The following is a 12,923-nucleotide window of genomic DNA, read 5'->3' on the forward strand; positions in this document are numbered from 1 at the left end:
AAGCCCGGCATGAGAAATCATGCCGGGCTTTTTAGTTTACCGGGTTACTTAATGTCGTGGAGATCGACTCCCTTGGTATCGCGGACAAAGATGAGGCCGATTATCAGGGTCATGGCTGCAACGATGATCGGATACCACAGGCCGTAGTAGATATCGCCCTTGAACGCGCTCATTGCGAAGACAGTCGCCGGAAGCAGGCCACCGAACCAGCCATTACCAATATGATAGGGCAAGGACATGCCGGTGTAGCGGATCCGGGTTGGGAACATCTCGACGAGGATTGCGGCAATGGGACCATAAACCATTGTCACATAGAGCACGAGCACGAACAAGATCGCGATTACTTTCGTCCAGTTGACAGCGGCCGGATCGGCAACCATCTTGAATGCGCCTGCGCCTGGAACACTATAGACTGGCACCTCGGTTGTACCGGCGGCCTCTTCCGCGGTCAGTAACTTGTCCTTGATCGCTTGATCAACCGGAACGAGCGTCTTTTCGCCAGCCCGGATTGCGGCAGCATCGAGAGCCAATTTCGGGTTGGCCGCGACCAATGCATCCAGTTTGGAATCGGCGACCTTCACCGGATCACGGACAAGGGGATAGCCGCCGTCTTGAAGTGCGATGTTGACGCTCTTGGCGAAAGTCGCGTCCTTTGCCTTTGCGTCCGCCCCGGCAGCTGTTGCGTCGTAGGACTCAACCGTTTCCGAGCCGATCTTCACCGTCGCTACTGTGCCCGGTGTAGCGGTCGCAACAACGTCATACGGTACCGAGTTCCGGGTCAGGAATGATGTCGCGATATCGCAGGACGTGGTGAACTTTGCCGTGCCAGTCGGGTTGAACTGGAACTTGCAGTCGCCAGGTGCAGCTGTCACGGTCGCACGAACGTTTTGCTGTGCCGCGGCAAGTGCAGGGTTTGCCGCCCAGGTCAGCGCCTTGAACAGCGGGAAGTAGGTGACGATAGCGAGCGCCAATCCAGCCATGATGATCGGCTTGCGGCCAATCTTGTCTGACAGCCAGCCGAAGAACACGAAGAAGCCGGTGCCAAGCAGAAGGGCGATGGCGATCATGATGTTAACCGCCTGCCCGTCGACCTTCAAAACGTTCTGCAGGAAGAACAATGCGTAGAACTGGCCGCAATACCACACAACGGCCTGGCCTGCCGTGAGACCCAGGAGTGCGATGAGGGCGATCTTCGCATTTTTCCATTGGCCGAAGGCTTCCGATAGCGGTGCCTTGGAGCCTTTACCCTCCTCCTTCATCCTTTGGAACGCTGGCGATTCGCTCAGGGACAAACGGATCCAGACGGAAATACCGAGGAGAATAAAAGATAGAATGAATGGAATACGCCAACCCCATGCAGCAAACGCTTCCTTACCGAGCCAATTCTGAATGATCAGGATGACGATGAGGGAAAGGAAGAGACCAAGTGTTGCTGTGGTCTGAATCCAGGACGTATAGTAGCCGCGTCTATTGTTTGGCGCGTGTTCAGCGACATACGTTGCTGCGCCGCCATATTCACCGCCGAGAGCTAGTCCCTGCAGCATGCGCAGGGCAATCAGAATGATGGGCGCGGCAATACCCCAACTGGCTGAACCTGGAAGAATACCAACAAGGAAGGTTGACAGACCCATGATCATGATGGTGACGAGGAATGTGTATTTACGGCCGACCAGATCGCCGATGCGCCCGAAAACGAGGGCACCGAATGGCCGAACCAGGAAGCCTGCCGCGAAAGCCAGCAGCGCGAAGATATTGCGCGTCGCTTCCGGATACTCACTGAAGAAAGCGGTACCGATGAAAGCGGCCAGAGAGCCATAAAGATAAAAATCGTACCATTCAAAAACCGTTCCGAGCGAAGAAGCGAAGATAACCTTCTTTTCCTCTCTCGTCATACCCCGACTAGAAGTGTCGGCCACAGAAGTGGTTGCCATCTCATTTCCTCCCAGAAAACAGCAGTTGAGCTAAGAACATGACTGGTAACCCCTGTGCCATGTTCTCATCTGTCGACACTACGCATGGTCGTCCGCGGAGCCGATTGCTCCGCCGTTGACAACGCGCTGGTGAATGTCCTCCGGAATTTCCCCCCAAAGGTCACGCACCCGATAATACGGATGAAGTGTTCACCATATATTGATCAAAGCAAAGCCCGCAGCTTACGTCAATTGGCGAAAATTGTGCGTAACACGACATATTCTTGTCATTTGCCGAGACAATTGACTCTTTACCGAAACCGCGTACAAGCACAGGCGGACAAGGAGATGCCCGCCATGGGTGGCGAATCAACAGCGCTTTTTTTGACGAACGGTTCCGGCAAGCTTGCCGGAGGCATTGACGCGCGTGCTCTTGCCCTTAAAATTTCGGCCAAACAGACTGCGAAAACGACCACCAAAACGGTCTGATTTCCCTTGGCCTGCTCGCCCCCTCCCGGGTCCGGCCCGGGGGAGAAGACCCGCAGTGGCCAGCGGGTTTATACAGCAGAGAGGGACAGGAGATATTACAGATGAGTTTCAAGGTTGCGGTTGTTGGTGCCACAGGCAATGTGGGCCGCGAAATGCTTACAATACTGGAGGAGCGTGGCTTTCCGGTCAGCGAAGTCGTGGCGCTCGCCTCGCGCCGTTCACAGGGAACCGAGGTGTCCTTTGGCGACCGGACGCTCAAGGTCAAAAACCTCGATAACTACGATTTTTCCGATACGGACATTTGCCTCATGTCTGCCGGCGGCAATGTCTCGAAGGAATGGTCGCCGAAGATCGGCGCGCAGGGTTGCGTTGTCATCGATAACTCCTCCGCATGGCGTTACGATTCAAACGTACCGCTGATCGTGCCGGAAGTTAATCCCGACGCAATTACCGGCTTCACCAAGAAGAATATCATCGCCAATCCGAACTGCTCGACTGCTCAGCTCGTGGTCGCATTGAAGCCGTTGCATGACAAGGCCAGGATCAAGCGTCTGGTCATCGCGACCTATCAATCCGTGTCGGGCGCCGGCAAGGACGGCATGGACGAACTGTTTCAGCAGTCGCGGGCGGTATTCGTCGCCGATCCGGTGGAAGCCAAGAAATTTACCAAGCGCATTGCTTTCAATGTCATTCCGCACATCGACGTCTTTATGGAAGATGGCTCGACCAAGGAAGAATGGAAGATGGTCGCCGAGACCAAGAAGATGCTTGATCCGAAGATCAAGCTTACGGCGACCTGCGTCCGTGTACCGGTATTCATCGGTCACTCGGAAGCGGTAAATATCGAATTCGAAAGCCCGATGAGTGCCGAGGAAGCCCGCGACATTCTGAGCGATGCGCCCGGATGCCTGGTTGTTGATCGCCACGAGGATGGCGGTTATATCACGCCTTACGAAGCCGCCGGTGAAGATGCGACTTATATTTCACGTATCCGCGAAGATATTACGGTCGAAAACGGTCTTTCCATTTGGATCGTTTCCGACAACCTGCGCAAGGGTGCGGCGCTTAATGCGATCCAGATTGCCGAGCTTCTCGTGGCGCGCGGGCTCATTCAGCCGAAAAAGATCGCGGCCTGATCATCAGACATTTGAACTGCAGAAGGGCGCGGGAGACCGCGCCCTTTTATTTTGCCTTGTCGATGCTGGCAATGAGATTGTCGCGCACAGTCATTAATTCGGCGCGTAGGTCTTTTGCTTCGCCCAGAGTGCAGCCAAAAGCCTGTCCGATTGCAATGGGGATGGCTTCGGCGCGTTTTCGCGTGGTGCGACCGTCATCCGTAAGCCCGATCAGAACCTGACGCTCATCCACCGTATCGCGGCGTCGTGTGATCAAGCCCGCGCTCTCCAGACGTTTTAGAAGCGGGGTCAGCGTGCCTGAATCGAGGCTGAGCTTTTCCCCGATCGATTTAACCGTCTGGTTTTCCCGCTCCCAGAGCACCACCATCACAAGATATTGCGGGTAGGTCAGGCCGAGCGCCGCCAGGCGCGGCTGGTAGGCACGCGTAACAGCGTTGGCGGTCGAGTAGATGGCGAAGCACAGGAAGTTTTCCAGTTTGAGGAAAGAGTCCGGTGCATTTCCCGATGTTGCGTTCATTGTTCAGTATCCTTCCAAGGCAGTGCAAGATAGCAAAGGCAATTGAATTGCGCATCATTTAATTTTTCGCCACATATCAAAATATCTATTGCGCACAATTTAATTGTGTGCGATTTAATGCGTGCTGAACAACCAATCTAAGGAACAAGTGATGAGCATTCTCTACACAACGAAGGCGACAGCAACCGGTGGCCGCGAGGGCCGTGCAGCAAGCGAAGATGGACGCCTGCAAATTACACTTTCAACGCCGAAGGAGCTTGGCGGCAGTGGCGGTGACGGCACCAATCCGGAACAGCTCTTCGGCGCCGGCTATTCCGCCTGCTTTCTTGGCGCGATCAAATACGTCGCTGGTCAGAAAAAGGTGAAGCTATCCGAGGAGAGCGCTGTCACTGCAACAGTTGGCATTGGTCCGCGCGAGGACGGCAAGGGCTTTGGGCTCGATGTTGCGCTCGCCATCACTCTGCCAGGCGTGGAGGCTGTGCAGGCTAGGGAAATCGTCGATGCTGCGCACATTGTTTGCCCTTATTCGGAGGCCACGCGCAGCAACCTCAACGTACGTATATCGATTAATTGACACCCGGGGTCGTCGTACTAGGGTTATCCAAGGAAGTTACACCAAGGGTGATATCCCGTTACATACGGCGTCCCCCGCCACCTTTTCCAACCACCAGCATCAGATACTGGCGCAATTGGGTGGTGGGTTAGCTGCCCCCAGATGCCCGCGCAACCGGAAATCAAACAAACCAGCGAAAGGATACAACTCCCATGCCTACGATCATCACAAAAGACGGTACCGAAATCTACTACAAGGACTGGGGCAAGGGACAGCCTGTGGTTTTCAGCCATGGCTGGCCGCTCTCTTCGGATGCCTGGGAGGATCAGATGTTCTTCCTCGCCTCGAATGGCTACCGTGTCATTGCGCATGACCGCCGCGGCCATGGACGCTCCAGCCAGCCCTGGAATGGCAATGATTTGGATACCTATGCGGACGATCTGGCGGAACTGTTCGAGAAGCTCGATCTGAAGGATGCAATCATGATCGGCCATTCGACGGGCGGTGGTGAAGTTGCCCGTTATATCGGACGGCATGGCACAAAACGTGTTGCCAAAGCAGTGCTTGTTGGGGCGATTCCCCCGCTGATGTTGAAAACCGAAGCCAACCCCGAAGGCTTACCTATAGATGTTTTCAATGGTCTACGCGATGGGGTCGTCGCTGACCGGTCGCAGTTCTTCGCCGACCTGTCGCTGCCGTTCTATGGCTATAACCGTACTGGCGCGAAAATTTCCGAAGGCGTCAGAGATTTCTTCTGGTTGCAAGGTATGATGGCGGGAATGCCCGCCTCCTACTTCTGCATCAAAGCATTTTCCGAGACCGACCTCACCGAAGATCTGAAGAAGTTCGACATTCCGACCTTGTTCATCCATGGCGATGACGACCAGATCGTGCCAATTGACGATGCGGCGCGCAAGGCTGTTAAGATCGTGAAGAACGCTACCTTAAAGGTCTATCCGGGTGCGCCTCACGGTCTTGCGACGACGCACAAGAATCAGCTCAACAAGGACCTTCTGGATTTCGCCAAGGCCTGATCTGAACCTTGCGTCAAAATCAAAGCCCACGTTTTTCGATCATGGCATCGGGCGTGGGCATCTTGCCGCGAAACGCCTTATAGAGATCTTCCGGATCACGGCTTCCACCCGCTGAATAGATATATTGTCTCAGCTTCGCGGCGAGATCGCTGTTGAACACGTCGCCCGTCTCCTCGAATGCCTTGAACGCATCCGCATCCAGCACCTCCGACCACATGTAGGAATAATAGCCGGCTGAATAACCATCTCCGGAAAACACGTGCGTGAAGTGCGGGGTGCGATGGCGCATGATAATGGCGTCGGGCATCTCCAGTTGCCTCAATGTATCGGCCTCGAATTTGATCGGATCGACGGGCGGGGTACCGTCCGCATGAAACGCCATGTCAACCAGCGCAGACGAGGTGAATTCAACCGTGTTGAACCCCGCATTGAATGTATTGGCAGCAAGCACCTTGTCGAGCAAGGCCTTCGGCATCGCTTCGCCGGTGCGGTAATGAATTGCATACTTCTCAAGAATGGCCGGCACGGTCAGCCAGTGCTCGTAGAGTTGAGATGGCAATTCGACAAAGTCGCGCGATACGGATGTGCCGGAAACGGCTGGCCAGGTGACGTCCGATAAAAGTCCGTGCAGCGCATGCCCAAACTCATGAAACAGCGTTTTCGCACCATCAAGCGATAGCAGAGCAGGCTCACCCTTGGGTGGTTTGGCGAAATTCATGACGTTGTAGATGATCGGCTTGTGCTCGCCGTCGAGCTTGTGTTGCGATTGGAGCGCGCTCATCCATGCGCCAGAGCGCTTCGACTGGCGATTGAAATAATCGCCAAGGAAAAGACCACGTTCGCTGCCATCCGCATTGAAAACTTCCCAGACGCGGACATCGGGATGCCAGGTCGGAATGCCCTGTTTCTCCTCGAACGTAATTCCGAACAGACGTGTCGCGACGTCGAAGCAGGCCTCGATGACCTTCTCCAGTTGCAGGTAGGGTTTCAGTTCGGCCTCGTCGAAAGCGAAACGTTCGTTGCGCAGTTTCTCGGCATAGTAGCGCCAGTCCCAGGGTTCGACTTTGTGATTGCGGCCTTCGCCGGTGATAAGCCGCTGCAGATCGGTTTCTTCTTCGGCGGCGCGAGCCTTGGCTTTGTCCCAGACCGGTTCCAGCAAGTCCATAACCGCTTTGGGCGTCTTGGCCATCGTGTCATCGAGCTTGTAAGCTGCGAAGCTTTTATAGCCGAGCAGATTGGCTTTTTCAGCACGCAGCTTCACCATTTCGGCAACGATGTCTGTATTGTCCGTCTCGCCGCCATTTTCGCCGCGGGCTGCCCAGGCACGGAACGACTTTTCGCGCAGGGAGCGGTTTTCGGAGAAGGACAAAAACGGTTCGATAATGGAGCGGGATAATGTGACTGCCCAGGCATCGGGGCGGTCACGCTCTTCGGCGGCACCGCGCATCGAATCACGCACAAAATCCGGTAAACCGGCTAGTTCCGTCTCGTCCGTGATGAACAGTGCCCAGTCCGCTTCGTCCTTTTGCACGTTCTGCCCGAACTGTGCGCCAAGGCTTGCGAGCCTTTCATTGATGTCGGCGAGCCGTGCCTTTCCCTGTTCATCGAGCCGCGCGCCGCTGCGCACAAAACCTTTCCAGGTTTTCTCCAGCACACGATTTGTTTCGGGATCAAGACCGAGCAAATCGCGCTGCTCGTAAAGCGAATCGATACGCGCGAAGAGCAGCGGGTTCATCATGATCGACGAAGAATGGCGCGACATTTTCGGCGCAATGACCCGTTCAAGCGCCTGGATCGCTTCATTGGTGTGGGCACCGGCCCGCAGCCAGAAGATTGCGGAGACACGATCCAGGTCCTTGCCGGAAAGTTGCAAGGCTTTCAGCGTGTTCTCAATCGTCGGGACGTCGTGCTGGTTAACCACGGCCTCAATATCGGCGAGGTCTCCCGCAAGGGCGGCATCAAAAGCAGCGGCGAAGTCGTCATCGTTGAAAGCGGTGAAGTCGGGCAGCCCAAGGGCCCCCGTCCACTCTGTCAGTGCTGTGTTGATAGACGGTTTCGTTGAGGACATGGGCGCGCGCTCCGTCAGGGGGCAAGAACAACAAGGTTCTAACATCTAAGACGGAGACGGTGCAGCCACAAGCCGCGTCGTCAAGAAAGTAGCAGCATCGCTGAAAACAAAAAGCGGGGCAGGGCCGCCCCGCTTCGTTCGCGTTCGGAAAGATCAGCTGTTGCGCTTGCGAGCGGCAAGCGTGCGCAGCCGCAACGCGTTGAGGCGGATAAATCCGGCTGCATCCTTCTGGTCATAAGCGCCGCGGTCGTCCTCGAAAGTCACGAGAGCGTCCGAATAGAGCGACTTTTTCGATTTCCGACCGGAAACCATGACGTTGCCCTTGTATAGCTTCAAACGAACGGTGCCTTCTACATCGTCCTGGCTTTTATCGATCATGGCCTGCAGCATTTCCCGCTCCGGCGAGAACCAGAAGCCGTTGTAGATGAGCTCGGCATAGCGTGGCATGAATTCATCTTTGAGATGGGCCGCGCCGCGATCGAGCGTAATTGATTCCATTGCACGATGTGCGGCGAGAAGTATGGTCCCGCCGGGTGTCTCATAAACGCCTCGTGATTTCATGCCGACGAAACGGTTTTCGACCAGATCAAGACGGCCGATACCATTGTCGCGGCCAAGGTCGTTAAGCGCTTTCAACAATGTTGCAGGCGAGAGCGGCTTGCCGTCGATAGCAACCGCATCGCCCTTTTCGAAAGCGATTTCGATTTCCGTTACTTTATCCGGCGCCTCCATCGGCGAGATCGTGCGCTGGTGCACATATTCGGGAGCCTCGACCCACGGATCCTCAAGCACCTTGCCTTCCGACGAAGAGTGCAAAAGATTTGCATCCACAGAGAACGGCGCCTCGCCGAGCTTGTCCTTGGCGATCGGAATCTGGTGTTCGCGCGCAAACTCCAAAAGATCCGTGCGCGATTTGAAGGTCCAGTCGCGCCAGGGCGCGATCACCTTGATATCCGGATTGAGCGCATAGGCGGAAAGCTCAAAGCGGACCTGATCGTTGCCCTTGCCTGTTGCCCCATGGGCAATCGCATCAGCGCCCGTACGAGCGGCGATCTCAACGAGATGTTTTGAAATCAGCGGGCGGGCAATCGAAGTGCCGAGCAGATAGACGCCTTCATAGACGGCGTTGGCGCGGAACATCGGAAAGACGAAATCGCGAACGAATTCCTCGCGGACATCCTCGATATATATCTCCTTGATACCAAGCATCTCGGCTTTTTTTCGAGCCGGCTCGAGTTCCTCGCCCTGGCCGAGATCAGCGGTGAAGGTGACGACTTCAGCGCCGAGTTCCGTCTGCAGCCACTTCAGGATGATAGATGTGTCGAGCCCGCCCGAATAGGCGAGCACGACCTTCTTGACGTCTTTCCACTTGTTCATTCTGTTTTCCTGCATATCGGCCATTGTTGCAGGTCTTTTATCAGGTGCGGTGGTGTTGGCAAGGCCGGTCTCGGAGGGCTGCGGCTTGCCTGCGCAGGTCTCGTGTCGCTCGAGGAACCGGCGAAGACAACTGTGCGAGAACAACATTCGAAAAATGCATCGCATAAAACAGGCGTCAGGCGTCGAAAGCGGGTGGTTAAAATCCGATAGTCGCGTTAGCTTCCGTCAAATCTGCAACGGAGCCTGTCAATGAACTTCATTCCTGAATGGTCGATTATCCTGCAGTTTGCAATCGCGACCTTCGTCTTATCGATCACCCCCGGGCCTGACATGACACTTTTCGTGGGGCGTGCCTTGTCAGAAGGCAAGGCGGCCGGTTTTGCCTGCCTGGCGGGTGCAAGCAGCGGCATCGTCGTTCACACGACGATGGTGGCTATCGGGCTTTCAGCGTTGATTGTTGCTTCGCCGAGCGCGTTCCTTGCACTTAAGATCGTCGGCGCAGGATACTTGGTATGGCTTGCCTATCAGGCGATACGCCATGGTTCAGCGTTCTCGCCGGAAAAGCAGGTAGGCCAATCGCACACATTGTTTCAAAACTGGTTGACCGGCTTTGGTATCAATCTACTGAATCCGAAGATCATCCTCTTTTTCATGACCTTCCTGCCGCAGTTCGTCTCGGCCTCGGATCCTCATGCGCCCGGAAAGCTGTTTTTTCTGGGTGTGCTGTTCATCCCGCTCGCCCTCCCTGTGGTAACACCGATGATTATCGCGGCCGACAAGTTCTCAAAATTGCTCAAGAAAAACCCGACCGTCACACGGATCACCGATTGGCTTTTTGCGGGAGTTTTTTCCGCTTTCGCGGCAAAGATATTGATGGCGCAGGCGAAGTAACGCCTTGCCTATAGGTCTTTCGGAAGCTTTGCGGTCAGGCCTGCACTACGTCCTGAAATCAGCCAGTATACAAAACCGCCGACAACGCCGGTCGCGAGGATTGCAGCGAACGTGCTTGTGTCTTCCGCCTGCGGTCGCCATTTCCAGACAATAATGACGACGGCAATGCCAGCGCCGCCGAGCGCATAGAATAGCCAATCGCGCCAAGCGGTCAGTTCGGCATACAGAATCAGAATCGCTGCCGGAAAGAAGATGCTGTAGCCAATTACCACCGCAAAAGCAGGAATCGTCAGATAGAGAAATGGACCCTCAGAGCCGATCAACTCGGAACTGCCAAGCAGCAGCAGGTTAAGGAACAGCGATGCGGAGAAAATCGCGCAGACGAAGCCAAACGTGATCAGGGCAAAACGTAGCAAGTAGGCCAGGATCCGGCTCAATCTTCGCCGTGCCCGGCGATCATGGCCGCCTCGAACGCCAGACGGTCCGTCTTCTTCATACGTTCCGATTCTGATTTCAACTGACCGCAGGCTGCCAAAATATCACGTCCACGCGGAGTGCGTATCGGCGAGGCATAGCCAGCATTGTTGACGTAGTCGGCGAACTTCTCGATCTGCTCCCAATCGGAACACTGGTAGTTCACACCGGGCCAGGGATTGAACGGGATCAGATTGATCTTCGCCGGAATGCCCCTGAGCAGCTTTACAAGCTGTTTGGCATCGTCGAGCGAGTCATTGACGCCCTTGAGCATGACATATTCAAAGGTGATCCGCTTCGAATTGGAGAGGCTCGGATAAGCCCGGCAAGCATCGAGCAATTCTTTCAGCGGGTATTTCTTGTTGATCGGCACGAGCATGTCACGCAGATCGTCGTTCACCGCGTGCAACGAGATTGCCAACATGACGCCAATCTCTTCGCCTGCGCGATAAATTTCCGGCACGACGCCTGAAGTCGACAATGTGATCCGGCGCTTGGACAACGACAGGCCATCGCCATCGGAGGCGATCAGCAAAGCCTTCTTGACATTCTCGAAATTATAAAGCGGCTCGCCCATTCCCATCATCACGATGTTGGAAACCTTGCGGCCCTCAGCGGGCACAATGGCGCCATCGGGCGTATTGCGATCAGGGAAATCGCCGAGGCGGTCCCGGGCGATCAGCAACTGAGCCAGAATCTCCTCGGCGGTCAGATTGCGGACGAGCTTCTGGGTGCCCGTGTGGCAGAAGGAGCAGGTGAGGGTGCAGCCGACCTGGCTGGAAATACACAGGGTGCCGCGGCCTTCTTCCGGAATATAAACGGTTTCGATCTCTACAGGACGCCCGGCGCCGCGCGGCGGGAAGCGGAATAGCCACTTGCGGGTCCCGTCGTTGGAGATCTGTTCCTCGACGATCTCCGGACGCGCAATATTAAAATGCCGATCCAGCAATTCACGCATGTCCCGCGAAATGTTGAGCATATCGGCGAAATCGGAAACGCCGCGCACATAGAGCCAATGCCAGAGCTGCGCGACGCGCATCTTTATCTGACGTTCCGGCACGCCAATCGCAACCAACGCCTCGCCCATTTCTGCACGCGATAAGCCAATCAACGACGGCTTTTCAACCATCGTGGTTCGAATGGCATCACGGGATTTATCCCGGGCAACAGGATGTGTCAGGTCTAGCGATACGGACATGGAGTTTTCTAACGTTCTAATCGGAAGCGGGGCTCATACCACGTTCCAGCCCGCGCGTCACCTCCACATGCAAAAGGGCCGAAACAGTGCTCGGCCCCTTTATGACAATATCTCTTCGAATTGTTATTTGCAGGTCGCAATGGCCTTCAGAGCAGCCGAAACACCCTTCAGCGAATACGCATAACTCGTCTTCGTACCGCGCTTCGAAACAGCGTTGATTGACATCTGATGTCCGGCACGCAATGCGGCGACGAGTTGCGGTTCTTCGGCAGCGTTTTCCATCCAGCCATGACTGCCACTGGTAAACATGGAGAAAGAGCGCTCGTCGATCTTCACGACGACCTTCGAATTTGCCTGCAGATCGTAGCCGGCCTTGAACTGCGGTTCGAAACTGACGTTCTGACCCGGCTTCTGGCTGACCATGAAGAAGTTATCGCCATGATCGATCTTGGCAGGCTGCTTGTCGATCGGAACAGAAAGGACGTAGCAGACTTTACCGTTGCCCTGCTGGTAGCTGTAAGCGCCCCACGCGTTGTACTGGCTGATCTGACTTGGGGTCTGGGCAAGAGCTGTTCCCGTCAGCCCAAACATGAGCACAGAGATCGCTACGATTGATTTTCCAAACATTTTACCTACCAGTTTTTTCTCGCGTATTTCATAACTAGCGAACCGGCAATGGCCCGGAAGATTTCCGGATGCCGCATTGTCCAGTTCGCTTCCCTTAATTTGACTTAATCTGGGTTACCAAACGGTGAAGATAGAGCAAATTTTCAGAGCTACGAATATCGCGTCCTCGTTAACGTCCCACCTGTGAACTCCAGCCAAATAAAAGCGGCGAGACTTTGACGTTTCGCGGTTTCACATCCTTGTGATGAATCGAAAATCAATTGGCCGGCGAAGAGTCGCGGTCGAGGTTTGCGATCGCCGTTTGTGCAGCAGCCCGATGCGCCGGTGTGATATGGCTGCGAATGGCGGTCAATGCTGCCATCAGGACGGCGACGTCGTCGGTGAAACCGAGACCGAAGAGGAAGTCGGGAATGAAGTCGAGGGGCAATACGAAATAGGCAAGCGAGCCGAGAAGAATGCCGCGCACCTTTGTCGGTGTCGCGGGATCGAGCGCACAAAAATAACCGGCAACCACTTCATCGAGAAACGGGATCGATTTCGCAGCCTTGCGTGCCGTTTTCCAAAAGCGCGCACGAACGCGTTCCTCGCGGGAGCGCTGTTGATCCTCACTCCCCGGTTCCAGAATTTCGCCAATCTTTGCGTCGTCCAT

Annotated in this window: 13 protein-coding genes; 5 read left to right on the top strand and 8 right to left on the bottom strand. The window is 55.3% G+C overall.

Features of this window, described 5'->3' with window-relative positions; translation table 11 throughout:
* Nucleotides 1-44 precede the first annotated feature (44 nt).
* Nucleotides 45-1,931, bottom strand: a complete 1,887-nt coding sequence (locus FHS21_RS09620; RefSeq protein WP_183661762.1) for an MFS transporter — start codon at nt 1,929-1,931, stop codon at nt 45-47.
* A 336-nt stretch (nt 1,932-2,267) separates the two neighbouring features.
* On the opposite strand from FHS21_RS09620, the gene FHS21_RS31165 reads away from it, so the two are divergent.
* Both FHS21_RS31165 and FHS21_RS09625 read left to right on the top strand, forming a co-directional pair.
* On the top strand, nt 2,268-2,399 hold the full coding sequence (locus tag FHS21_RS31165) for a hypothetical protein (RefSeq protein WP_255626548.1): 132 nt from the start codon (nt 2,268-2,270) through the stop codon (nt 2,397-2,399).
* A 101-nt stretch (nt 2,400-2,500) separates the two neighbouring features.
* Entirely contained in the window at nt 2,501-3,535 is a 1,035-nt protein-coding gene (locus tag FHS21_RS09625) for an aspartate-semialdehyde dehydrogenase (RefSeq protein WP_112524968.1), read from the top strand.
* 46 nt (nt 3,536-3,581) lie between these two features.
* On the opposite strand, the gene FHS21_RS09630 is transcribed toward FHS21_RS09625, so the two are convergent.
* Nucleotides 3,582-4,052: a MarR family winged helix-turn-helix transcriptional regulator gene (locus FHS21_RS09630; RefSeq protein WP_183661764.1), complete on the bottom strand. Its 471-nt coding sequence runs from the start codon at nt 4,050-4,052 to the stop codon at nt 3,582-3,584.
* 151 nt (nt 4,053-4,203) lie between these two features.
* On the opposite strand from FHS21_RS09630, the gene FHS21_RS09635 reads away from it, so the two are divergent.
* Nucleotides 4,204-4,626, top strand: a complete 423-nt coding sequence (locus FHS21_RS09635; protein ID WP_112524972.1) for an organic hydroperoxide resistance protein — start codon at nt 4,204-4,206, stop codon at nt 4,624-4,626.
* Nucleotides 4,627-4,817: 191 nt separating this feature from the next.
* Nucleotides 4,818-5,639, top strand: coding sequence for an alpha/beta fold hydrolase (locus FHS21_RS09640; protein WP_112524974.1), 822 nt, complete (start codon nt 4,818-4,820; stop codon nt 5,637-5,639).
* 19 nt (nt 5,640-5,658) lie between these two features.
* Here the strand turns inward: FHS21_RS09640 and FHS21_RS09645 are convergent, their stop codons facing one another.
* Entirely contained in the window at nt 5,659-7,707 is a 2,049-nt protein-coding gene (locus tag FHS21_RS09645; protein ID WP_112524976.1) for a M3 family metallopeptidase, read from the bottom strand.
* A 153-nt stretch (nt 7,708-7,860) separates the two neighbouring features.
* Nucleotides 7,861-9,084, bottom strand: coding sequence for an argininosuccinate synthase (locus FHS21_RS09650; RefSeq protein ID WP_112524978.1), 1,224 nt, complete (start codon nt 9,082-9,084; stop codon nt 7,861-7,863).
* Between the two features lie 249 nt (nt 9,085-9,333).
* On the opposite strand from FHS21_RS09650, the gene FHS21_RS09655 reads away from it, so the two are divergent.
* Nucleotides 9,334-9,975, top strand: a complete 642-nt coding sequence (locus FHS21_RS09655; protein WP_112524980.1) for a LysE family translocator — start codon at nt 9,334-9,336, stop codon at nt 9,973-9,975.
* 8 nt (nt 9,976-9,983) lie between these two features.
* Here FHS21_RS09655 and FHS21_RS09660 read toward each other — a convergent pair whose 3' ends face one another.
* From FHS21_RS09660 to FHS21_RS09675, 4 genes are all read right to left on the bottom strand, one after another.
* A complete protein-coding gene (locus FHS21_RS09660) occupies nt 9,984-10,412 on the bottom strand; it encodes a hypothetical protein (RefSeq protein ID WP_112524982.1) in 429 nt (142 codons plus the stop codon).
* The gene (gene rlmN, locus FHS21_RS09665) at nt 10,409-11,647 is read right to left on the bottom strand and encodes a dual-specificity RNA methyltransferase RlmN (RefSeq protein WP_112524984.1); all 1,239 of its coding nucleotides are present in this window, start codon (nt 11,645-11,647) and stop codon (nt 10,409-10,411) included. Before rlmN ends, FHS21_RS09660 begins: the two co-directional genes overlap by 4 nt.
* Nucleotides 11,648-11,770: 123 nt before the next feature.
* Nucleotides 11,771-12,274 (bottom strand): invasion associated locus B family protein, encoded by a 504-nt coding sequence (locus tag FHS21_RS09670; protein WP_112524986.1) that lies wholly within the window; start codon nt 12,272-12,274, stop codon nt 11,771-11,773.
* A 256-nt stretch (nt 12,275-12,530) separates the two neighbouring features.
* Complete coding sequence (locus FHS21_RS09675; RefSeq protein WP_112524988.1) at nt 12,531-12,923, bottom strand: YkvA family protein; 393 nt, start codon at nt 12,921-12,923, stop codon at nt 12,531-12,533.

Origin of the sequence: Phyllobacterium trifolii (genome assembly GCF_014192095.1) — a bacterium.
GTDB lineage: Bacteria > Pseudomonadota > Alphaproteobacteria > Rhizobiales > Rhizobiaceae > Phyllobacterium > Phyllobacterium trifolii.